The organism is Ruegeria sp. BB1 (genome assembly GCF_056539465.1).
On record NZ_JBQFVB010000001.1, the window covers coordinates 1 to 21,853 of the forward strand.

The window sequence follows — 21,853 nt, forward strand, 5'->3', positions numbered from 1 at the left end:
TCGGCTGCACGTTGGCGAAGTCGCAGCCGAACAGCTGCTTGGCGCGGTCGATGGCCAGGTTTTCAGCGATATCAACGAATTGGCAGCCGCCATAGTAGCGCCGCCCGGGATAGCCTTCGGCGTATTTGTTGGTCATCACCGAGCCCTGCGCCTCCATCACGGCGGCAGAGACGATGTTCTCGGACGCAATCAGCTCGATCTCATCGCGCTGGCGGCCCAGCTCAGATGTGATCGAACCAAAAAGCTCAGGGTCACGGTCGGATAGGGATTGGGTGAAAAAACCGGTATCACGAAGATTAGCGTTCATGGGGGCTCCACAGGGCTGGGTAAGAATCTTGCGGATTTCCTATCGGAAACGATTCATATGCAAAAGCTGTAAAGCGACGATTTGGCCCGCTACGGCGTCAAGTCTGGCCTATTGGGGAAAGGTATGTTTGTTTCGGAACCAAATGTACAACACCGGAAACCGGAAAAGATGACAAAGAGAATCGCCTTTCTCGCAAGCGACGTCAAAGTGGCGCAATCTGCACGGGAAAGCCTTGTGAAACGGTATGGCAATGCAGCGCCCCGAGATGCGGATGTAGTGGTCGCGTTGGGGGGCGATGGATTCATGTTGCACACGCTGCACAACATGCAGCATCTGGACACGCCCGTTTATGGCATGAATCGCGGCACCATCGGGTTCTTGATGAATGAATTCCACAAGGACGACTTGTTGGACCGTTTGGCCGCGGCTGAAGAAGAGGTGATCAATCCGCTGGCGATGAAGGCCATGGATCAATCCGGCAAAATGCACGAAGCGCTTGCGATCAACGAGGTATCGCTGCTGCGGGCCGGTCCGCAGGCCGCGCGGTTGAAGATCAGTGTCGATGGTCGGGTGCGGATGGATGAGTTGGTCTGCGATGGGGCCTTGCTATCTACGCCCGCCGGATCAACGGCTTACAACTATTCGGCGCACGGGCCGATATTGCCTATTGGGTCGGATGTTCTGGCCTTGACGGCGATTGCCGCGTTCCGTCCACGCCGTTGGCGTGGGGCCCTGTTGCCCAAGATCGCGAAGGTTCGTTTCGACGTGCTGGACGCGGATAAACGTCCAGTCATGGCTGACGCGGATTCTGTTTCCTTTCCGGATATAGACTGGGTTGAGATTCGCTCGGAACCCACGATCCAACACCGTATTCTTTTCGATCCCGGGCACGGATTAGAAGAGCGTTTGATCTCGGAGCAGTTCACCTGATCTCTCAAAAGTGAACTTTTTCGAACTTGTGTGATCCAGTTCACAGGCGTTTGACTCACCCTTTGGTAATCTTAACTTGCCCGGAGAACACGCCAAGGTGGGAGTGAGTGGCCACCAGACGGCGTTTTCGAATGATTGCGCAGTTTTCGCGCCGGCGAGGGTAGGTGGTGCTACGCTCGTTGTCAGATTTCCGGGCTTATTTAAGCAAGCGGACCTCGGGTACAAGAACCCGGGGTCTATTTTTGTGATTGAGCGTATTCAAGTGCGCTCTTCCATATTTTGCCATAGCGGCAGGCACATATGACCCACGCGCGCTTCGATCGCGGCGGCGGCGTCAACTGCCATGTCCTCGCGCCACTGACGCGCAGCGATCTGGATATTGATCGGTTGCGGCCCTTGCGGCAATTCGGCCAGACGCGCGGGCACACTAGCGGCAGGAAGCCCCAGGAAGTTCATTGCGTAGGAATAGACCGCACAACCCAGAACCTCATGCACGCCTTCTGGCCCTTCGGTGTCCCGGTCAGGTTTGAAGAAGGGCTGCGGCAGGAAGGGTGACAGGACCAAAGGGTAATCCTGCATGAACAACGACCATTCCCGCGCATAGTGGCTGCGTTTTGCCATTACTTGCAGCAGTTCGGTGCCGAGAATGGGCGGAAACTCCTGAAAATAAACGTCAAAGATATTACGTATGGTTTCAGATCCGGCGGCCTCGATATCGCTTTTCAAAAGGGTCAAAACTTCGCCCATCAGCGCACGGTACCCGGTTCGGCCGCAGTCGAATACGTCCGGCGGCGAGACCTCTTCCACCTGATAGCCCGCGTCATTCAGCGCATCGCGCGCGGTGTCAAGGGCCCTGTCGACCTCGGGATGCAGCGCATAGCCAAAGGTGTCTTTGGTGAAGGCTACCTTGATAGGGCCATCCATCGGCGCACCGCGCCAAGGCATCGGGACGTGAAACGGATCACGCGGGTCTGCTGCAATCAGGCTGGGCATCGACAGGTGAAGGTCGGCAGCAGAGCGAGTGATCAGCCCTTGTACTGACATGGATTGCGCCAATAATCCGCGCTCGGTTTGTTGGCTTGGGTTCCAGGCAGGCACGCGGCCCAGGCCGGGCTTTACGGTAACTGCACCGTTGGCGGCGGCTGGAAACCGCAAGCTGCCGCCAATGTCGTTGCCATGCGCCAACGCCCCGATCCCGGCCATTACGGCAGCCCCTGCGCCCCCTGACGAGCCGCCGGGCGAGATGTGCCGACCCCAGGGGTTCTGCGTGCGCCCATGCAGCGGGTTGTCTGTGTCAGCGCGAAACGAGAACTCGGGCGTGTTGGTGCGCCCGATCACCACCGCCCCGGCGTTTTGCAGGTTACGGACAATCGGCGCATCATCAGGCGCAATCACGTCTTTCAAGGCCACAACGCCATTTGAGGTGGCATGGCCTTTTTGATCGACATTGATTTTTATTGTGACTGGCACCCCGTGCAGCGGACCGGTTTGTGCGCCCTGTGTCCGCTTCTGATCAAGGGCGCGTGCGCGCTCCAACGCCTCGGCGCTCAAGTCCTCGACCACTGCGTTCAGGCCGGGGTTGGCCTGATGCATTCTGTCAACGGAGCTTTGCACCGCGTCCTCGGCGCTCAGATCCCCACTGCGGGTCAGGGCGGTCAGGTCGGTGGCGGTCAGACGCCAGATGTCTGTATGTGTCATGGGGCCTCACTGTCTTGAGCAGACAGTAGGGGCCTTGTGTCCGGTTGCAAGGGAAAGCCGTGCAGCGGGCGACCAAAGGCCGCCCGAGGCTTGTCTACTGCGCAAAGCCGATGGATTTCAAAGCCACGGTGATTTCGTCCAGAATGGCCGGATCATCGATAGTTGCGGGCATTTTGAATTCCTTGCTGTCGGCAATCGACACCATAGTCCCGCGCAGAATTTTTCCGGATCGGGTCTTGGGCAGGCGATCCACCACAACGGCTTGTTTAAATGCAGCCACCGGGCCGATCTTTTCGCGCACCAGCTTGACCACATCCTGCACCACCTCGCCGTGGTCGCGATCGCAACCCGCGTTGAGACACAAGAAGCCTACTGGCATCTGACCCTTGAGTTGATCTGAAACACCGATCACTGCGCATTCGGCGACGTCAGGGTGGGCGGCCAGAACCTCTTCCATCCCGCCAGTAGACAGGCGGTGACCGGCCACGTTAATCACGTCATCGGTGCGCGCCATGATGTAGAGGTATCCTTCCTCATCAATCATGCCCGCATCGCCGGTTTCATAGTAGCCGGGGAATTGGTTGAGGTACGAGCTTTTGAACCGCTCTTTCGCATTCCACAGGGTTGGTAGCGTACCCGGGGGTAGCGGCAGCTTCACAGCAATCGCACCCAGTTCGCCGGGCTTCATCGGATGGCCACCTTCGTCCAGAATCTGCACGTCATAACCCGGCATCGGCTTGGCGGGAGACCCTAGCTTGACCGGCAATTCTTCGATCCCCAGCGGGTTTCCGGCAATAGTCCAGCCAGTTTCGGTTTGCCACCAGTGGTCGATCACCGGCACTTTCAGCGCGTCCTGTGCCCACTCGATCGTATCGGGGTCGGCGCGTTCACCGGCCAGAAACAAGGCGCGCAGGTTGGACAGGTCGTATTTTGCGATCAACTCACCCGAGGGATCCTCGCGCTTGACAGCGCGAATGGCGGTAGGGGCGGTGAAGAAGCTTTTGACCTTGTGTTCGGAAATCACCCGCCAGAAGGTGCCCGCATCGGGGGTGCCGACAGGTTTGCCTTCGAATACAATCGTGGTGTTGCCATGGATCAGCGGGGCATAGCAGATATAGGAGTGCCCCACGACCCAACCCACATCCGACGCCGCCCAAAAGACGTCTCCGGGGTCGACGTCATAGATGTTCTTCATCGTCCAGTTCAGTGCCACCAAATGACCGGCGGTGGGGCGCACCACACCCTTGGGTGCGCCGGTAGTGCCCGAGGTATAGAGGATATAGGCCGGATCGTTGCCATCCACAGGCACACATTCCGCAGGTTCGACCCCGTATTGGAAGCCATGCCAGTTAAAGTCACGCCCCTCGATCAGTTGCGCTACTTCCTGCTCACGCTGGAAGATCACGCAGAAATCGGGTTTGTGGCTGGCCATGTCGATAGCACCGTCCAGCAACGGTTTGTAGTGAACCACGCGGCCCGGCTCCATCCCGCAGGACGCGGCGATGATTGCCTTGGGCCTGGAGTCATCGATCCGAACCGCCAGCTCGTTGCTGGCAAAGCCGCCGAACACCACTGAATGCACGGCCCCCAAACGGGCGCAGGCCAGCATCGCCTCAAGCGCTTCGGGGATCATCGGCATGTAGATGATGACCCGGTCGCCTTTTTCGATACCCTTCGCCCGCAATGCCCCTGCCAACGTGGCCACGCGGTTGCGCAGCTCGACATATGAAATCTCGCGCTTGGTGTGGGTGATGGGACTGTCATAGATGATGGCCGTTTGCTCGCCTCGGCCACTTTCGACATGGCGGTCCACCGCATTCCAGCATGTGTTGACCTTGGCATCGCAGAACCATTCATAAAGCGGCGCGTTGTCGTCAAACAGAGCCTTGGTCGGTGGTTGAACCCAATCGATCCCCTTAGCGGCCTCCATCCAGAACCCTTCTGGGTCGTTCTTCCAGCTTTCATATACGTCCTGATAGGCCATGGCGCCCTCCTCCAACACAGCTTTTGGAATGTGTTAGGCATCCTTAGCAAACCGGGCAAGCCGTGCAGCAGATGGCGCGTCAGTTTATCGCAAAAATATTTGCAACTTCGGTCAAATTGCTATGCAAATTTTTGCAAAATGCGTGCTTTTGAAAGGTTTGTTGGCAGGCGCGCAGCGGTTTTGCAAATGTGCAAACTCTACCATGCAAATCATGCGCTACGCAGGAATCAACTTGGCTGGCGTTTTGACGGGGCATAGGGTCGTGCCCCTTGGGCCGTCTCTGGCAAGTACCTAGTATAAAAGACACGGCGACACAGCATCAAGCGACGCGATGGCATCTGCAACACTGGTCGCAATAGCATAACGTTTCCTGTGCACCGCGTAGCAATGACAGAGCTCTTTTGTCCTGTTCTACAGTTCGACCGGGGGCGAACTAGCCGTAATGCGTGACCGGAGTGCCGCCAATCGCGGCCATGTTCAGTAATCCACGCGCGGTGATGGACGGGGTCACGATATGTGCCTTGTTCCCCATGCCCATCAGAATCGGCCCGACCTCAAGCCCGTCGGCTTTCATCTTCAGAATATTGCGCACGCCACTGGCCGCATCCGCATGAGCAAATATCAACACGTTTGCGGCACCTTCCAGACGTGAGTTCGGGAAGATCCGGTCGCGCAGTTCCGGATCCAAAGCGGTGTCCAGGTTCATCTCGCCCTCATAGATGAAATCGCGGGGTTCGCTGTCCAGGATCGCAATGGCATCGCGCAGTCGCCTGCCGGACCCTTCGGCCTGATTGCCGAATTGCGATTGTGAGCAGAAGGCGATCTTGGGCTCGATTCCGAAACGGCGCACATGGCGGGCCGCGCCTATTGTGGTCTCGGCCAGTTCTTCAGGGGTGGGCAGTTGCCGCACATGGGTGTCTGCGATGAACAGGGGGCCATCTTCCAGGATCATCAGCGACAGGGCGCCATGGGGGCGCAAGTCGCCATCGTTGAGAACCTGCTCCACGTAGTTCAAATGCCAGCGGAATTCGCCGAACGTGCCGCAGATCATGCTGTCGGCTTCGTCGCGATGCACCATGATGGCCCCGATGGCCGTGTTGTTGGTGCGCATGATCGCCTTGGCCTGATCTGGGGTGACGCCGCGGCGTTGCATGATCTGGTGGTACGAGGACCAATAGTCGTAATAGCGCGGGTCGTCATGTGGGTTGACGATCTGAAAGTCTTGACCCGGACGTACCGCCAGCCCCAGCCGTTCACAACGGGTCTCGATCACTTCGGGGCGGCCAATCAGGATCGGGGTTTCGGTGGTTTCCTCAAGAATGGCCTGGGCCGCGCGCAGCACCCGCTCGTCCTCGCCCTCGGCAAAGACGATCCGGCGCGAGGCGACCGATGCGGCCTCAAAAACCGGGCGCATCAGCAAGGCGGATTTGAACACGGATTGGTTCAGGCGCTCTTTGTACGCCTCGAGATCGGCGATCGGGCGCTTGGCCACACCGCTTTCCATTGCGGCTTTGGCAACGGCCGAAGAGACCACACCAACAAGGCGGGGGTCAAAGGGCTTCGGGATCAGGTAATCCGGCCCGAATGTCAGTTGCTCACCCTTGTAAGCTGCGGCGGCTTCGGCGCTGGTGGTAGCGCGGGCCATTTCCGCGATACCCTCTACGCAGGCAATTTGCATCTCGTCATTGATCTCGGTCGCGCCTACATCCAAGGCACCGCGGAAGATGAATGGGAAACACAGAACATTGTTGACCTGATTGGGAAAGTCACTGCGCCCGGTGGCGATGATGGCATCCGGGGCCACCTCGCGCGCGGCTTGTGGCAAGATTTCCGGTGTCGGGTTCGCCAATGCGAAAATGATCGGGCGCTTGGCCATTTTTCCGACCATTTCCGGTTTTAGGACGTTGGGGCCGCTGAGGCCTAGGAACAGGTCGGCGTCACCGATCACGTCGTCCAGAGTGCGCAGGTCGGATTTTTGCGCGAATTGATCCTTATGCGGATTCATATCTTCGGGGCGGCCCTCATAGACCAGCCCATGAATGTCACACAGCCAGATGTTCTCGCGCTTTACGCCCAGTTTGACCAGCATGCTAAGGCACGCGATCCCTGCGGCTCCGCCGCCGGTCGAAACAACCTTGATGTCCTCGAATTTCTTCCCTGAAACGTGCAGGGCGTTTCTGGCTGCGGCGCCTACCACGATGGCGGTGCCGTGCTGATCGTCGTGAAAGACCGGAATGTTCATCCGCTCACGGCACAGCTTCTCGACGGTAAAGCAATCGGGTGCCTTGATGTCTTCCAGATTGATGGCGCCAAAGGTCGGTTCCAGCGCGCAAACGATATCGGCCAGCTTTTCAGGGTCGGGCTGATCGACCTCAATATCAAAACAGTCGATCCCGGCGAATTTCTTGAACAGAACGGCCTTGCCTTCCATCACCGGCTTGGATGCCAGCGCGCCGATATTGCCCAACCCCAGAACCGCTGTCCCGTTCGAGACGACCGCCACCAGATTGCCGCGTGCCGTATAGTGTTCGGCCTCAGCCGCGTCAGCCTTAATCTCAAGGCAGGCCTCGGCCACGCCAGGGGAATACGCGCGGGCCAGATCACGGCCGTTTGCCATGGGTTTTGTCGCCTTGATCTCCAACTTTCCGGGCTTTGGATAGGCATGGTAATCAAGCGCGGCCTGCCGCAGGCTGGGTGTGTCGGACATGGCGTCTCAGCTCCGTTTTCAAATATGATTTAGCCTTAAACTATTTTTTTCTGCTTGGCTACGTTGTGCAACTTAATTCGGCAAACAAGGCCGTTTTGTCGCTGTGGTTGCTTTCCGTGGCAAAAGACTTAAACTCCCGCGACTTTCGAACACACCCCCTTCTGGACCAAGAATAACAGCATGCGATCTAAAGAAAACGGCGAGGTTGATAAGACCCTATCGCTGAATACCGGCAAGTTTGGAACTGAACATTTCGCGTTTCGCGCGGCCCTTGTTCTGGCCGTGTTGGTATTGTGTGCGATTTCAGTTTGGCCGATGCAGGCCGAGGCATTCAACCAGGAAGGCGGTCTGATCGAAACGGGTTCGGCCGCGGCATTGCTGGTGGCTGGTATCGCCGCATTGGTACGGTATCGCGGGATCAGCCGGTTATACATCGGCGTGGTTCTGCTGCTGTTGGCGGAACGAGAGCTTGAGGCTGATATTTATGCCGTAGACAGTGTTCCGTACTTCATTCTGCACGGGATGGATGTTCTTCTGGATATGACGATTGTGCGTGTAATTCTGGTGGTTATCGTGCTGGGCGGGGTCGTCTGGCATGGGGTTCCAAATGGGTGGCGGGCACTAAAAGAACGGGCGCCATTTCTGCTGGTATTCTTTCTGGCGGGTATGTGTGCCGTCGTGGCGCAGGGCCTGGAAGAGGTCAGCAGCGCCTTGGGTGACCAGATGACGACCATCATGGCAACTCGCCTATTCGTGCTGGAAGAAACGCTGGAGATGTTCTTTTCGATTGGCATTTTGGCCGCCGTTCTGATCGGATGGCCAAAATCCAAACCCGATGGAACATCAGATGAGCAAATCCCAAACTCGGACATGCGCTGAAATCCGCCTGCCCACGCAGGAACTGCGCAACGACATCCCGTTTTATACAAAGGTTCTGGGGATGCGGATGGACATGATCTATCCCGCCGACGATCCGCGCACCGCCGTGTTTTCCGGCCACGGCCTGCGTGTGCGGATCGAAAAAGACGCGCCCGAGTCCCCCGGCACGTTGCGCATCCTGACAGACAACCCGGATGAATTTGCAGGTGGCCAGCGCAATCTGGTGGCCCCGAACGGCACACGGATCGAGATTGATGAGTTGAACCCGCCAATGGTCATGCCGGAAACGGTGCATTCTTTCGTGGTGCGCAGGCTCAAGGATCAGGCCCCGTGGATCATCGGGCGGGCCGGAATGCACTACCGTGATTTGGTGCCAGACCGGTTGGGCGGATCGATCATCGCCAGCCATATCCGCATTCCTGACGGCGGGCCAGTGCCGGACATGGTGCATTTTCACAAGGTCGGTTTTCAGCTGATTTTCTGCATCCACGGATGGGTGGATGTGGTTTATGAGGATCAAGGCGACAAGATGCGCCTGACCGCGGGCGATTGCTTTATCCAGCCGCCTGAAATCCGCCACCGCGTGCTTGAGGCCTCGGACAATGTGCAGGTGATCGAAATTGGTGTCCCCGCAGAACACGTCACCGAAATTGATCATGAAATGGACCTGCCCACGCCCCATTACCGCCCTGACCGGGAATGGCAGGGTCAACGGTTTGTCTTCAATCAGGCCGAAGGGGCCGAATGGGCCCCGTTCCGCCTGCCGGGTTTTATCTGCCGCGACACAACGATTGCCGAGAACACCAAAGGCGTTGCCGGGGTGCAGGTCGTGCGCAAGGGGCAGGGTGATCCGGTTTGGGCTGCACACAACACCGATATCCATTTTACCTTTGTCATGGGGGGCGAGGTCACGTTGGAGGGCGAAGGCCGTAATCCATATCGGCTGGAGCAGGGCGACGCCTTTGTCATCCCACCCGGCATGCGCACACGTCTGTCCGACCCGTCCGAGGATATTGAACTGCTTGAGGTCACCTTGCCCGGTACGTTCAACACAACGCTGGACTAAGAGTATTTTGGCCCAGGAATCTGCTGTCCGGGGCTTCAACTCCCCGGTCGGTTTCATTTAGGGTATGACTTTCTGACCAGATGATCAAAAATTGGGGAATCGCCATGACTTTGAAAGATGCAGCACTGTCTGTCCGGGAAAAAGCCTATGCGCCCTATTCCAATTTCAAGGTTGGCGCAGCGATCCGAGCAGCGTCGGGCCAGGTATTTGCAGGCTGTAACGTCGAAAACGTAGCCTATCCCGAAGGCACCTGCGCCGAGGCTGGTGCCATCGCTGCTATGGTCGCGGCAGGCGAACAGGAATTGACCGAAGTCTACGTGGTTGCCTCCTCGCCGCAGCCGGTACCGCCCTGTGGGGGGTGCCGACAGAAACTGGCCGAGTTCGGCAAGCGTGACGTCAAGGTGACCTTGGCCAGCGTCGATGGCGCCGAACTGGAAACCACCATCGGTGACCTTCTGCCGGGTGCATTTGACGCCTCGCACATGGCGGATGTCTGAGGCTATGGACGCCCGTTCGATCATTGCCAAGTTGCGCCGCGAACAAGTGCCCAGCGCGGAGGAACTGACCTGGTTCGCGCAGGGCCTTGCCGACGGTGGTGTTAGCGACGCGCAGGCCGGGGCCTTTGCCATGGCCGTCTGCATGGGTGGGCTGGGCGCGCAGGGCCGCGCCGATCTGACGGTGGCGATGCGGGACAGCGGAGACGTTCTAAGCTGGGATTTCGATGGCCCGGTAATCGACAAACACTCGACCGGAGGGGTCGGCGACAGCGTCAGTTTGGTGCTGGCCCCAGCGCTGGCCGAATTGGGGGCTTTTGTCCCGATGATCTCAGGCCGTGGGTTGGGTCATACCGGCGGTACGCTGGACAAGCTTGAGGCCATTCCGGGCGTCAGTACCCAGATCGGGCAGGATCGTCTGACCCAGATCCTGCGCGATACCGGTGCGGCCATTGTCGGCGCGACCGGGCAGATCGCGCCTGCTGACAAGCGGCTTTATGCGATCCGCGACGTAACGGCGACGGTGGAAAGCCTGGACCTGATCACCGCGTCGATCTTGTCCAAGAAACTGGCGGCGAGCCCCGAAGCTTTGGTGTTGGACGTCAAGGTGGGCAGCGGCGCGTTCATGAAAACGCTGGAAGACGCCCGCAAGCTGGCAAAGGCCCTGACGGAAACTGCAAATGCAGCAGGGTGCCGGACGTCGGCGGTGATTACGGACATGCACCAACCTTTGGCTCCGGCGCTGGGCAATGCGTTGGAGGTGGCCGAGGTGATGAATGTCCTGACCCACGACCATTACGCTCCATTGGCTGAAATTTCGGCGGAACTGGGCGGGGTTTTGCTGGCCGATGCAGGTATGTTTTCAACCGCCGATGAGGGGCGCGACAAGATCACTGGTGTGATCCGCGATGGCCGTGCGGCGGAACGGTTCGGCCGTATGATGGCCGCCGTGGGCGGGCCGCTACAGTTTGTAGACAACTGGTCACGCTACCTGCCCGAAGCAAGCGTGATCCTTGAAGTTCCGGCACCGGATGCGGGCTACATTGCGGCAATCGACGGTGAGGCGTTGGGCCTCGCCGTGGTCGCCTTGGGTGGTGGGCGGCAGGTCGAAGACGACGTCATCGACCCCGCGGTTGGCTTGTCGGGCATTGTTCGTCTGGGGGACAAGGTCGACAAAGGCACCCCCTTGGCCGTGATCCACGCAGCCCGCGAAGACGCGGCACGACAGGCGGCCGACACGGTCCTGCGGGCCATCACGATGGGCAAAGACACCGCCATGACCCCAACGCTTGTGCATGAAAGGATCAGGCCGTGACCCGTGCCTTTCTGGTGGTGATGGACTCGGTGGGCATCGGCGGCGCGCCGGATGCGGACCGCTTTTTTAACGGAGAAACCCCCGATACCGGGGCCAACACGCTGGCCCATATAACTCAGGCCTGTGCTGACGGACGGGCAGAAGACGGTCGCACAGGGCCATTGCACCTGCCCAATCTGGATGCGCTGGGCTTGGGGGCCGCGACGCGCCTAGCCTCGGGTGCAGAAACGCCCGGATTGCAGGTCACTCCCGCAGGTCTATGGGGCTGCGCACGTGAACATTCTCTGGGTAAGGATACGCCCTCGGGTCATTGGGAGCTGGCCGGGTTGCCGGTGCCGTGGGATTGGCACTATTTCCCGGATACAACGCCGTCATTCCCGTCTGATTTAGCGCGTGCCGCCGCCGTGGCCGCCGGAACCGGCGGCATTCTAGGTGATTGTCATGCATCTGGCACGGCGATTATCGCCGAACTGGGGGCCGAGCATATGCGGACCGGTTGGCCGATCTGCTACACCTCGGCCGACAGCGTGTTTCAAATCGCGGCGCACGAGGAAAGCTTTGGTCTCGACCGCTTGTTAGGCATGTGTAAAGCGTTGGCCCCACGTCTGCATGAAATGAAGGTGGGTCGCGTTATCGCGCGACCCTTCGTCGGATCGCCAGAAGACGGGTTCACCCGCACCACTAACCGCAAGGATTTCGCCATCCTACCACCCGCGCCGGTTCTGACCAACTGGGCACAAGATGCCGGTCGGCGCGTGCATGCGGTGGGTAAGATAGGTGATATTTTCTCGATGCAGGGGATCGACACTTTACATAAGGGCTCGGATGCCGAGTTGATGGGGCATTTGTCCGATCTGGTTGATGACGCCGAAGAGGGCAGCCTGACTTTCGCCAATTTCGTCGAGTTCGACAGCCTCTATGGCCACCGTCGCGACATCAGCGGGTATGCCCGCGCGCTTGAATGGTTCGACCGTGAGATTGGTGTGATCCTGCAAAAGCTGCGCCCGGGCGATCTAATGCTGCTAACCGCTGACCACGGTAACGATCCCAGTTGGATCGGCACGGACCACACACGCGAACAAGTGCCTGTTCTGATCGCAGAGCAAGGTGCAGGCCAGATTGGTGCGATCAATTTCGCCGACGTCGCCGCCAGCATCGCACACCACCTGAATATTCCGGCACAGGGGCCAGGGAAGAGTTTTCTATGACCGTCGCAGACTTGCCAAAGATCGAGCTACACCTGCATCACGAAGGCGCGGCCCCGCCCGCCTTTATCCGCCAGTTGGCGCATGAAAAGCGCATTGACCTGAGCGGAATTTTCAAACCGGACGGTAGCTATGACTTCCGCGATTTCGCCCATTTTCTCAGCGTCTATGAGGCCGCTTGCGAAGTATTGAAAACCCCCGAGGATTTCCGCCGTCTCACCCTCGCGATCCTCGAAGAAAGTGCGGCGAATGGTGTAGTGTATTCCGAAACCTTCCTAAGTCCTGATTTCTGCGGTGGCGGGGATTTGGATGCTTGGCGCGATTACCTGAGTGCTATTCAGGACGCGGCGGACGAGGCTGAGCGCAAGTTCGACATCACCTTGCGTGGCGTCGTCACCTGTGTCCGCCATTTTGGGCCGGAGCAGGCCAAGATCAGCGCCCATTGCGCTGCAGAAACCGCCGGAGATTGGATTACGGGTTTCGGCATGGGCGGTAATGAGTCTATTGGCACGCAGAGCGATTACAAATGGGCCTTTGACTGCGCGCGCGAGGCCGGGTTGCGCCTGACCACCCACGCCGGAGAGTTCGGCGGTCCCAAAAGCGTGCGCGATGCGATCCGCGATCTGGGGGTGGAACGGATCGGTCACGGTGTCCGTGCCATCGAAGACCCGGACCTGATCCGCGAGTTGGTCGACCGTGAAATCACGCTCGAGGTTTGCCCCGGATCAAATGTGGTTCTGGGCTTGTTTCCCAATTTCGACGTCCACCCGATTGCGAAACTGCGCGATGCAGGCGTCAAAGTCACCGTTTCCACCGATGACCCGCCGTTTTTCCATACCACCATGCGGCGTGAATATGAGATGCTGGGCAAAGCCTTCGGTTGGGAGGCCGAGGACTTTGCCGCCCTGAACGACACGGCCCTTGCGGCTGCCTTTTGCGATGATGACACCCGCGCGCGGGTCAAGAAAAGACTGGAGAGATCATGAGCGAACACCTGACCGTCGTTGACCATCCGCTGGTGCAGCACAAACTGACGCTCATGCGGGACAAGGGCACGTCCACTGCCGTGTTCCGCCAATTGCTGCGTGAGATCACATTGCTGCTGGCCTATGAGGTCACGCGCGAGCTGAAGTTGACCACACGCCACATCGAAACCCCGATGGAGGAGATGGACGCCCCCATTCTGGCCGGCAAGAAACTGGCGCTGGTGTCGATCCTGCGCGCCGGGAACGGGATGCTGGACGGGGTGTTGGAATTGATTCCCTCGGCCCGCGTTGGGTTTGTTGGTCTCTACCGGGATGAGGAAACGCTGAAACCGGTACAGTACTACTTCAAAGCCCCCGAAGGGCTGAAGGACCGTCTGGTCATCGCCGTTGACCCGATGCTGGCTACCGGCAACAGCTCGGCCGCAGCGATTGATCTGCTGAAAGAGGCCGGGGCCACCGATATCCGGTTTCTGTGCCTGCTGGCCGCACCCGAAGGCGTGGAGCGCATGAAAGAAGCCCACCCGGATGTCAAAATCGTCACCGCGGCATTGGATCGGGAATTGAATTCAAAAGGCTATATCATGCCTGGTCTCGGCGATGCGGGTGACCGGATGTTTGGCACCAAGTAAGCTATTCTCCGCAGATATTTTGCAACCGGACCCAATCGCGGTCCGGCAGTACCTGTTGCAAGGGGCGGCCCGCCATCGGGTCGGCCTCGATCAGGCCCAGAACCGTCTCACCCGTGACATCCACGGCATAGGCGTATGGTGTCGACGGTAGCGCGGCCTGGGCGAACACTTCTAACAGATCATCCTCGGGCAGGGACGGGCGCGGTTCGGACAGAACCTGTTCGGTGTAAGCGTCGATATTCGCCGGCGTCAGCTCTCCGGTCGTCAACAAGCGGAAAGCCGTTGTGGCGCCGGTGCTGTCCAGCAGATCATCCAACGGGTCCTGCGCTTGCGTGCGGGCACGTTCGGCGATGACGTAGCCAGCTGCGACCGATGGGTCCTCGTGATCTTCGACCAGCGCCCGGTTCAGCAAAACGATCCCACCCGGCAGGCTAAGGCTTGTCTGCACGCCTGCGGGCAGAATGACGATTTTCCGAACGCCGGTGCGCGCGGCCAACTGATCAAGCGCTGCCTGCGCATCTTCGGACGTACAGGCCCGCCCCGAGACCCGCTCGATCCGCTGCAGGATGGTATTCCCGATATCCGCGCGTTTGATGTCAGGCACAACCGAGACGACATGGTTTTGCAGCGCAGCCGGCATCCACAGCAGCAACAGCGCGGCAACGGCGGCCACCACACCCGCAACACTGAGCCAACGCAACCGGCCGGGATGCGGTCGCGCCCGGTCGATGGCGCGCTGCAGGCGGTCGATGGCCTCGATCATCGTGGTCTCAGTTTCCTCCAGCTCCAGCGTTTCGTCCGGGTCACCGTCGGGGTTGAACAGGGCCGGAAAATCGCCGGGGTTCTGGCGCACCAACGCGGCCAGGGACCAATGAGTCAGCGCCTGTTCGTTGAAGTCCGAGATCGTCAGCGTGGCCTCACCAATCGACACCACCACCTCGCGCCGCTGCACATCGGGCGAGGGACGCCACAGACCGGTCGCTTCGATCCGCTGGTACTGTTTAAGTGCTGTCTTCAAGGTGAGGAATGCTCGTACTTATTTTGTTTCAGCTTAGCATGGTAAAATCCAAAGGCGCAAACCTGTTGCGCGCCGATTTGTAATTGTGCTGTATATCGCGACGCGCGGCAGATCAGAGTGTCACGCACCACTTTGCTACTGGGGTGCAAAATGCAGGCAGATACTCAGACCTCACCGATATTGGCCTCGGTCCTGATGATCAGCGCCATGGCGATCCTTGGGGTCATCGACAACGTGGTGATCTTATTGGCCGAAACGATCGGCCTGTGGCAGTTCCACCTGATCCGCGCCCTGATGATGCTGCCTCTGATCGTCGTCCTGTCTTTGTTGGGAATGGGCAGCTTGCGCCCGCGGCGGTTGGGGCCAGTTATTCTGCGCAGTGTTCTAATTACACTGGCTATGCTGTTCTATTTTGCCTCACTGGCGCTGATGCCGATTGCGCAGGCACTGGCGGGCCTGTTCACATCCCCAATTTTTGTGATGTTGATCTCGGCACTGGCAATGGGGCAAAGGATCGGCCCCTGGCGCATTCTGGCAGTTGTGATCGGGTTCTCGGGGACCTTGTGCGTATTGCAACTCAACCCTTATGAGTTTGACGCCAAGACGCTGCTACCAGTGGCCGGAGGGTTATTTTATGCCCTCAGTTCCCTCGTCACACGCAGCCACTGCGCACAGGAAAGCACAGTCGCCCTGTTGGCGGCCATGATTATCACGCTTGGGCTTGCTGGGGCGATTGGGTTGGCTGTGTTCTCGGTCGTGCCACATTCCTTCCCCGACGGGTTCGTGACACGCGGCATGGTCTGGCAGATGCAACCCGCGTTGATCTGGGTCGTCATACAGGCGGTCGGCTCAACCATTGCAGTCTTCATGTTGATCAAGTCCTATCAGATCGGCGAGACCTCTTATGTAGCTGTGTTCGAATATTCGGTGATGATTTTCGGCCCGCTATTCGCCTGGGTGGCACTGAATCAGACGATTGGTGTCATGCAAATTTTGGGGATTGGCTTGATCGCGGCAGCGGGTGCGTTGCTGGGCTGGCGCTCAAAGCGCGCGGCCGCGGTGGGAGAGGCAGCGTGATCATCTCGCGCGGGCGCGGCTATGTGTTCGTTCATATTCCCAAAACCGGCGGCACGTCTTTGGCGCAGGCGCTGGAGGCACGGGCGATGAAGGATGACATCCTGATTGGGGATACGCCCAAAGCTGTGAGGCGCCGCAATCGGGCCAAGGCGCTGAAGGGCAGGGGACGGTTATGGAAACATTCGACCCTGACCGATATTGACGGAGTTCTGTCGGTCCCTGAATTGCAGGCTCTGACCACTTTCACCATGGTGCGCAACCCGTGGGATCGGATCGTCAGCTATTTTCACTGGCTGCGCGCGCAAGGCTTTGACCACCCGGCGGTTTCGCTGGCAAAGGCTCTGACTTTTGACCAGTTTGTCTTGCACCCCGATACGACGCAGTCATTCCGGCGGAACCCGGCGCGGCACTATATGACCCGTGCGGATGGAGTCGAACAATGCCGGTTCTACATTCGGCTGGAATACTTCGATCAGGACGCGGCCCCATTGTTCGACCATTTGGGTTTTCACCTAAGCTTACCCAGGCTCAATCGATCCGAGCGATTGGAAGATTACCGCGAGTATTATTCGGATCAGACCGCCAATGCTGTGGCCGAGGCCTGTGCTGAAGACATCGCTAGATTCGGCTATGCATTTGATGCAATTGGCCGCGCATAGTTTCCAATTCGAGCCCAATTTTGTTAATTTTCGCGGTGTTGTTTGGGTGTAGGTCGTATATCGACCCCGAAATGGCCCAAATCTGGCCGTAATATGTCAAAAATAAGTCATCCTACTTAATCCTGTGTTAATCATCGAACGTAGTTGTAGTGAGTAAAGAGTGGGTTCGGTTCTTGTTGAAAGTAGAGAGTGTCATTGATTTTGCAGAGCGTTCTGAGTACCAGGGCACCGCTGAACCGCAGGCCGCGTTGAACGCACGCCGGGGCGGTCTGGTACATGGAACCAAGGTTGCAACCAAAGGTGGATGGAAGCTGGTAGAAGAGCTTCAGGTTGGAGACCTCATTCGTACATTGGACAATGGTTTCAAGGCGATAAATCGCATTGCGACGGATTGCATTACGGTGCCGCCCGATGAAACCAATGCCGATAGCATGCCGGTGCGCATACCTTCACATGCGGCCTATAATGGTCGGCCGGTCTGGCTGATGCCGGAACAGGGCGTGGCGTTGGATAACACCAAGCTGGACCATGATCCGATCGCGCTGCCGGTCAGCCTGCCTGTTGTTTCGGCAAGGTTGCTGAGCGGCATGTTTCGCATCACTTCGAATGTGCCTGCGTCCTGTTTCGATATCAGCACCCTGTTCTTCGATCAGGATGAGGTGATCTATATCGAGGGCGGCTTCCGGGCCTTCTGCCCCTCGGGGCGTTTTGGATCACGTAATGTCCCTGGTAGGGCGTCATATAAGGTTGTCTCGGCCGAGGCCGCTGCGGATTTGATCTATCTGACCGGAAGACGCCGCGATATTGCCGTTCTGGCCAATTCACTGGGCTCGCTGCCTGCACCGATTTTTGATCACCCGATTGTACCGACCAGACCGGCCAGAGGCGCACGTCGTCCTGGGCGCCCGGGACGGCCCGTCATGATGATCTGACAGGGAAGCTGTATCTGAGACTGCAAAGTAACGCTGGCGCATGGGGGCATGCGCCAGCGTTTTTCTTTAGGCGGCTTTTGCTTCGGGGTTGAAGCGGCCGTAGAAGGATTGGCCTTTCTCAGCCATCTCACGCAGCAGCGGTGGGCAGGCGAAACGTTCGCCATAGGCCTCGGCCAACTGATCACAGCGCTCGGCCGCGTACGGCGTGCCGATGATGTCCAACCAGCTGAGCGGACCACCCGACCAAGGCGCAAAGCCCCAACCAAGGATCGCGCCCACGTCACCTTCGCGAATGTCTTCCAAAACACCTTCTTCCAGCGCGCGGACCGCTTCCAGAACTTGTGCGAACATCAGACGTTCCTGCACTTCGATCAGGTCAGGCTGATCCTCGGCATGCGGGTATTTCTCTTGCAAGCCTTTCCAGTATTCGACGCGCTTACCCTTGTCGTCATAGTCGAAGAAGCCTGCATTTGCCTTGCGACCCAGACGGCCCTGTTCTTCCATCCAGAAGATCAGATCGTCCGAGGGGCTTTCCGGGTAGACATCGCCCATCGCCGCCCTGGTCGCGCGGGCAATCTTGGCCCCCAGATCGATCGAGGTCTCGTCGGTCAGCTGGATTGGCCCCACCGGGAAGCCCAACTGACGTGCGGCATTGTCGATCAGCACAGGGTTTACACCCTCAGCGATCATCCGAACCCCTTCGTTGATGTAGGGAATGATGCACCGGTTGGCATAGAAGAAGCGCGCATCGTTGACCACGATCGGTGTCTTCCTGATCTGGCGCACATAATCCAGCGCCTTGGCCACCGCGCGATCCCCGGTTTCCTTGCCCTTGATGATTTCGACCAGGAACATCTTCTCGACCGGTGAGAAGAAGTGGATACCGATGAACTGTTCAGGCCGCGAGGATGCTTTGGCCAGATCGGTGATCGGCAGAGTCGAGGTGTTCGAGGCAAAGATGCAATCCTCGGGGATGATCGCCTCGACCTTCTGGGTCATCTCGGCCTTCACGCCCGGGTCTTCGAAGACAGCTTCGATGATCAGATCGCAGCCCTTCAGGTGATCAAGATCCGGGGTCGCGGTGATGCGATCCAGCATGGCCTCTTTCTTTTCAACCGTGACCTTGCCGCGCTTCATACCCTTGTCCAGATAGCTCTCGGTATAGGCCTTGCCCTTGTCAGCGGCTTCCTGATCGCGGTCGACCAGAACCACTTTCATACCTGCCTGAGCGCTGACCAGTGCGATACCAGCCCCCATCATACCAGCGCCCAGAACACCGACCTTTTTGACGCGCTGATCGGGCACATCCTTGGGACGCACCGCGCCTTTCTCCAATGCCTCTTTGTTCAGGAACAGCGACCGGATCATTGCCGACGATGACGGGTTCATCAGGATCGAAGTGAACCACCGCGCCTCGATCCGCAGGGCGGTGTCGAAATCGACCAGTGCACCTTCGTAGATCGAACTCAGCAATGCTTTGGCTGCCGGGAAAGCACCCTGAGTCTTGCCGTTCACCATGGCGTTGGCACCGACGAAGGTCATGAACCCGGCAGGGTGATAGGGCGCACCGCCGGGCATCTTGTAACCCTTGGCATCCCACGGCTTTACCAGATCGGCGTCTTTTGCGTTCAGAACCCACTCTTTTGCGGCAGCTACCGGATCGTCAGCCACGGCGTCGATCAACTGCGCGCCCTTGGCTTTGGCCGGGTCCATCATCTTGCCTTCCAGCAGGACAGGGGCCGACGCCATCGCGCCAACCATGCGGCTAAAGCGCGTGGTGCCGCCGCCGCCGGGGAAGATGCCCAGCAGAATCTCGGGCAGGCCGATCTTGGCCTTGGGGTTGCTGGTCATAACGCGGTGGTGACAGGCCAGTGCGATCTCGGTCCCGATCCCGGCGCAGGTGCCGTTGATGGCGCAGACCACCGGTTTGCCGCCCTTTTTCGTCTTGGGGTCCATGCCCGCCAGTTCCAGCTTGCGCAGGATGTGGTGGCCGCCCATGACAAAGTCGAACAGGGCTTGCGCCGGTTCATCGCCTGCTTCCTCACGGATGGTGGCCAACGTGCTCAGGTCCATGCCGCCAGCAAATGAGCCTTCCTTGCCGCTTGTGATAACGACGCCTTTGACCTCATCATCTTCCAGCGCCTGATCGACCAGTGCGCTGACCAGTTCGAATGCCTCGCGGGTCATGACGTTCATGGATTTGCCCTGAGCGTCCCAGGTAATGAAGGCGACGCCGTCCGCGTCTTTGGTCAGAGTGAAATCAGTCATTGTCATCTCCAATCTGGTCAGCCGTCAGCGGGCTGCCATCCTTGCGGGTGAAGGCGAAGCCGTTTTCGTCATCCTTCACCATCATGTCTATGTCGCTGTAATAGCCGGTCTCGGTCGGGGTCCGTGTGCCCACGACCAGAAAGGTCATGGGCGCATCGGTTTTGTTCACAAGGTGGTGGCCATTGGCCTCACCTGCAGGCCAAGCGGCGCAATCGCCTGGCTGCAAGTCATGCTCGCCATCGTCGTCGATCAGTGTGCAACTGCCACTGAGGATGATGGCAAACTCGTCCTGCTCCATATGGTAATGGCGCAGTGAGGACATGCCCTGCGGTTCCAGCCGCACTATGTTAACGCCGTATTGGGTCAGCCCGCCCGCATCGCCCACACGCTGCACAAAACGACCGGCGGTCGCCTGCGCCAGTTTGCCGGGATAAGACGAGCCCCCCTTGAACGGGATCTGTGAGAGGTCCAGCTTGGGCATTAGACCCGCTCGATAATGGTTGCCGCACCCATGCCGGATGCAATGCAGAGCGTGGCCAGACCGGTTTCTTTGTCCTGACGCTCCAACTCATCCAGCAACGTGCCGATGATCATTGCACCGGTCGCGCCCAGCGGGTGACCCATCGCGATTGAGCCGCCGTTTGGATTAACCAGAGCAGGGTCAACGTCAAATGCCTGCTGGAACCTCAACACGACCGAAGCGAAGGCTTCGTTCACTTCGAACAGGTCCAGATCGCTAATCTGCATGCCATTGTCGGCCAAAATCTTCTCGGTCACCGGAACCGGGCCGGTCAGCATGATGGTCGGATCGGTACCGATCTTGGCAGTTGCCTTAATGCGGGCACGCGGCTTGAGGCCGTATTTCTCACCAAACTCCTTGTTGCCGATCAGTACGGCGGCAGCACCATCCACGATGCCCGAGCTGTTGCCCGCGTGGTGGATATGATTGATCCGCTCAAGATGCGGGTATTTGATCATCGCGACCTTGTCGAAGCCCGGCATCTGCTCACCCATCATCGCGAACGAGGGGTTCAGCGCGCCAAGGCTCTGCATGTCGGTACCGGGGCGCATGTACTCGTCGCGGTCCAGAATGGTCAGGCCGTTCTGATCCTTGATGGTGATGACCGATTTCTCGAACCGGTTGTCTTCCCAAGCGGCCGCAGCGCGTTTCTGAGATTCAACGGCCAGCGCATCGGCGTCATCACGGCTGAACCCATACTCGGTTGCGATAATATCGGCCGAGATACCCTGCGGCACAAAATAGGTATCCATCGCCAACGTTGGATCAACGGCAATCGCGGCACCATCGCTGCCCATTGCCACACGGCCCATCATTTCTACGCCGCCTGCGATATAGGCTTGGCCGGCGCCGCCTTTGACCTGGTTTGCCGCCAAATTTACGGCTTCCATCCCCGAGGCACAGAAACGGTTGATCGCCAAGCCGGGAATCGATTGATCCAGATCGGAGGCCAGCACGGCCGATCGCGCTAAACAGCCGCCCTGTTCCATCACCTGCGTGACGTTGCCCCAGATCACGTCCTCGACGGCGTGACCTTCCAGGTTGTTACGCTCTTTCATCGCGTTCAGGGTCAGGGCGGACAGGCGCACTGAGGTTACCTCGTGCAGGCTGCCATCCTTGCGGCCTTTGCCGCGCGGGGTGCGCAGGGCATCATAAATGTAAGCTTCGGTCATGGGTCTT

The 21,853-nt window shown here is 58.8% G+C and carries 18 protein-coding genes and 1 pseudogene; 11 read left to right on the forward strand and 8 right to left on the reverse strand.

Annotated elements, in window-relative coordinates; translation table 11 throughout:
- Positions 1-307 (reverse strand): annotated as a pseudogene (gene glyA, locus ACR0AL_RS00005) (serine hydroxymethyltransferase); the annotation flags it as partial.
- A 168-nt stretch (positions 308-475) separates the two neighbouring features.
- On the opposite strand from glyA, the gene ACR0AL_RS00010 reads away from it, so the two are divergent.
- Complete coding sequence (locus tag ACR0AL_RS00010) at positions 476-1,237, forward strand: NAD kinase (RefSeq protein WP_254438711.1); 762 nt, start codon at positions 476-478, stop codon at positions 1,235-1,237.
- Positions 1,238-1,495: 258 nt separating this feature from the next.
- Here ACR0AL_RS00010 and ACR0AL_RS00015 read toward each other — a convergent pair whose 3' ends face one another.
- The 3 genes from ACR0AL_RS00015 to ACR0AL_RS00025 form a co-directional block, all read right to left on the reverse strand.
- Positions 1,496-2,935 (reverse strand): amidase family protein, encoded by a 1,440-nt coding sequence (locus tag ACR0AL_RS00015; RefSeq protein WP_480647204.1) that lies wholly within the window; start codon positions 2,933-2,935, stop codon positions 1,496-1,498.
- 94 nt (positions 2,936-3,029) lie between these two features.
- On the reverse strand, positions 3,030-4,919 hold the full coding sequence (gene prpE / locus ACR0AL_RS00020) for a propionate-CoA ligase PrpE (protein ID WP_480661514.1): 1,890 nt from the start codon (positions 4,917-4,919) through the stop codon (positions 3,030-3,032).
- A 433-nt stretch (positions 4,920-5,352) separates the two neighbouring features.
- The gene (locus tag ACR0AL_RS00025; RefSeq protein WP_480661516.1) at positions 5,353-7,626 is read right to left on the reverse strand and encodes an NADP-dependent malic enzyme; all 2,274 of its coding nucleotides are present in this window, start codon (positions 7,624-7,626) and stop codon (positions 5,353-5,355) included.
- A gap of 180 nt (positions 7,627-7,806) precedes the next feature.
- Between ACR0AL_RS00025 and ACR0AL_RS00030 the strand changes: the two genes are divergently transcribed.
- From ACR0AL_RS00030 to upp, 7 genes are all read left to right on the forward strand, one after another.
- Positions 7,807-8,505 (forward strand): hypothetical protein, encoded by a 699-nt coding sequence (locus ACR0AL_RS00030; protein WP_480661518.1) that lies wholly within the window; start codon positions 7,807-7,809, stop codon positions 8,503-8,505.
- Positions 8,474-9,571 (forward strand): cupin domain-containing protein, encoded by a 1,098-nt coding sequence (locus ACR0AL_RS00035; protein ID WP_480647198.1) that lies wholly within the window; start codon positions 8,474-8,476, stop codon positions 9,569-9,571. The genes ACR0AL_RS00030 and ACR0AL_RS00035 overlap by 32 nt, the downstream gene beginning before the upstream one ends.
- Before the next feature lie 104 nt (positions 9,572-9,675).
- Complete coding sequence (locus ACR0AL_RS00040) at positions 9,676-10,068, forward strand: cytidine deaminase (RefSeq protein ID WP_170349317.1); 393 nt, start codon at positions 9,676-9,678, stop codon at positions 10,066-10,068.
- Positions 10,069-10,072: 4 nt separating this feature from the next.
- On the forward strand, positions 10,073-11,380 hold the full coding sequence (locus ACR0AL_RS00045; protein WP_480662523.1) for a thymidine phosphorylase: 1,308 nt from the start codon (positions 10,073-10,075) through the stop codon (positions 11,378-11,380).
- Entirely contained in the window at positions 11,377-12,588 is a 1,212-nt protein-coding gene (locus ACR0AL_RS00050; protein ID WP_480661520.1) for a phosphopentomutase, read from the forward strand. Before ACR0AL_RS00045 ends, ACR0AL_RS00050 begins: the two co-directional genes overlap by 4 nt.
- Positions 12,585-13,571: an adenosine deaminase gene (locus ACR0AL_RS00055; protein WP_480661522.1), complete on the forward strand. Its 987-nt coding sequence runs from the start codon at positions 12,585-12,587 to the stop codon at positions 13,569-13,571. Before ACR0AL_RS00050 ends, ACR0AL_RS00055 begins: the two co-directional genes overlap by 4 nt.
- Positions 13,568-14,200, forward strand: a complete 633-nt coding sequence (gene upp / locus ACR0AL_RS00060) for a uracil phosphoribosyltransferase (RefSeq protein ID WP_170349314.1) — start codon at positions 13,568-13,570, stop codon at positions 14,198-14,200. Before ACR0AL_RS00055 ends, upp begins: the two co-directional genes overlap by 4 nt.
- 1 nt (position 14,201) lies before the next feature.
- Here upp and ACR0AL_RS00065 read toward each other — a convergent pair whose 3' ends face one another.
- Positions 14,202-15,218: a hypothetical protein gene (locus tag ACR0AL_RS00065; RefSeq protein ID WP_480661524.1), complete on the reverse strand. Its 1,017-nt coding sequence runs from the start codon at positions 15,216-15,218 to the stop codon at positions 14,202-14,204.
- Between the two features lie 150 nt (positions 15,219-15,368).
- Here ACR0AL_RS00065 and ACR0AL_RS00070 point away from each other — a divergent pair, with 150 nt between their 5' ends.
- The 3 genes from ACR0AL_RS00070 (at position 15,369) to ACR0AL_RS00080 (ending at position 17,886) form a co-directional block, all read left to right on the forward strand.
- Complete coding sequence (locus ACR0AL_RS00070; RefSeq protein WP_480661526.1) at positions 15,369-16,295, forward strand: DMT family transporter; 927 nt, start codon at positions 15,369-15,371, stop codon at positions 16,293-16,295.
- Positions 16,292-16,954, forward strand: a complete 663-nt coding sequence (locus tag ACR0AL_RS00075; RefSeq protein ID WP_480661528.1) for a sulfotransferase family 2 domain-containing protein — start codon at positions 16,292-16,294, stop codon at positions 16,952-16,954. The genes ACR0AL_RS00070 and ACR0AL_RS00075 overlap by 4 nt, the downstream gene beginning before the upstream one ends.
- A 173-nt stretch (positions 16,955-17,127) precedes the next feature.
- The gene (locus tag ACR0AL_RS00080; protein ID WP_254437403.1) at positions 17,128-17,886 is read left to right on the forward strand and encodes a Hint domain-containing protein; all 759 of its coding nucleotides are present in this window, start codon (positions 17,128-17,130) and stop codon (positions 17,884-17,886) included.
- 66 nt (positions 17,887-17,952) lie between these two features.
- Here ACR0AL_RS00080 and ACR0AL_RS00085 read toward each other — a convergent pair whose 3' ends face one another.
- Genes ACR0AL_RS00085 through ACR0AL_RS00095 form a run of 3 tightly spaced genes read right to left on the reverse strand, consistent with a single transcriptional unit; the run spans position 17,953 to position 21,846 of the window.
- Positions 17,953-20,154 carry a 3-hydroxyacyl-CoA dehydrogenase NAD-binding domain-containing protein gene (locus tag ACR0AL_RS00085; RefSeq protein WP_480661530.1) on the reverse strand — a complete coding sequence of 734 codons (2,202 nt, stop codon included), beginning with the start codon at positions 20,152-20,154 and terminating at the stop codon, positions 17,953-17,955.
- Entirely contained in the window at positions 20,147-20,635 is a 489-nt protein-coding gene (locus tag ACR0AL_RS00090; RefSeq protein ID WP_480647185.1) for a cupin domain-containing protein, read from the reverse strand. The genes ACR0AL_RS00085 and ACR0AL_RS00090 overlap by 8 nt, the downstream gene beginning before the upstream one ends.
- Positions 20,635-21,846, reverse strand: a complete 1,212-nt coding sequence (locus tag ACR0AL_RS00095; RefSeq protein ID WP_170549710.1) for an acetyl-CoA C-acetyltransferase — start codon at positions 21,844-21,846, stop codon at positions 20,635-20,637. Before ACR0AL_RS00095 ends, ACR0AL_RS00090 begins: the two co-directional genes overlap by 1 nt.
- Between the last annotated feature and the right edge of the window lie 7 nt (positions 21,847-21,853).

What these genes read in the sequence shown, in the direction of transcription:
- ACR0AL_RS00010 (WP_254438711.1), top strand. Translation starts at nt 476, where the DNA reads ATGACAAAGAGAATCGCCTTTCTCGCAAGCGACGTCAAAGTGGCGCAA.
- ACR0AL_RS00015 (WP_480647204.1), bottom strand. Translation starts at nt 2,935, where the DNA reads ATGACACATACAGACATCTGGCGTCTGACCGCCACCGACCTGACCGCC.
- prpE (WP_480661514.1), bottom strand. Translation starts at nt 4,919, where the DNA reads ATGGCCTATCAGGACGTATATGAAAGCTGGAAGAACGACCCAGAAGGG.
- ACR0AL_RS00025 (WP_480661516.1), bottom strand. Translation starts at nt 7,626, where the DNA reads ATGTCCGACACACCCAGCCTGCGGCAGGCCGCGCTTGATTACCATGCC.
- ACR0AL_RS00030 (WP_480661518.1), top strand. Translation starts at nt 7,807, where the DNA reads ATGCGATCTAAAGAAAACGGCGAGGTTGATAAGACCCTATCGCTGAAT.
- ACR0AL_RS00035 (WP_480647198.1), top strand. Translation starts at nt 8,474, where the DNA reads ATGAGCAAATCCCAAACTCGGACATGCGCTGAAATCCGCCTGCCCACG.
- ACR0AL_RS00040 (WP_170349317.1), top strand. Translation starts at nt 9,676, where the DNA reads ATGACTTTGAAAGATGCAGCACTGTCTGTCCGGGAAAAAGCCTATGCG.
- ACR0AL_RS00045 (WP_480662523.1), top strand. Translation starts at nt 10,073, where the DNA reads ATGGACGCCCGTTCGATCATTGCCAAGTTGCGCCGCGAACAAGTGCCC.
- ACR0AL_RS00055 (WP_480661522.1), top strand. Translation starts at nt 12,585, where the DNA reads ATGACCGTCGCAGACTTGCCAAAGATCGAGCTACACCTGCATCACGAA.
- upp (WP_170349314.1), top strand. Translation starts at nt 13,568, where the DNA reads ATGAGCGAACACCTGACCGTCGTTGACCATCCGCTGGTGCAGCACAAA.
- ACR0AL_RS00070 (WP_480661526.1), top strand. Translation starts at nt 15,369, where the DNA reads ATGCAGGCAGATACTCAGACCTCACCGATATTGGCCTCGGTCCTGATG.
- ACR0AL_RS00085 (WP_480661530.1), bottom strand. Translation starts at nt 20,154, where the DNA reads ATGACTGATTTCACTCTGACCAAAGACGCGGACGGCGTCGCCTTCATT.
- ACR0AL_RS00090 (WP_480647185.1), bottom strand. Translation starts at nt 20,635, where the DNA reads ATGCCCAAGCTGGACCTCTCACAGATCCCGTTCAAGGGGGGCTCGTCT.
- ACR0AL_RS00095 (WP_170549710.1), bottom strand. Translation starts at nt 21,846, where the DNA reads ATGACCGAAGCTTACATTTATGATGCCCTGCGCACCCCGCGCGGCAAA.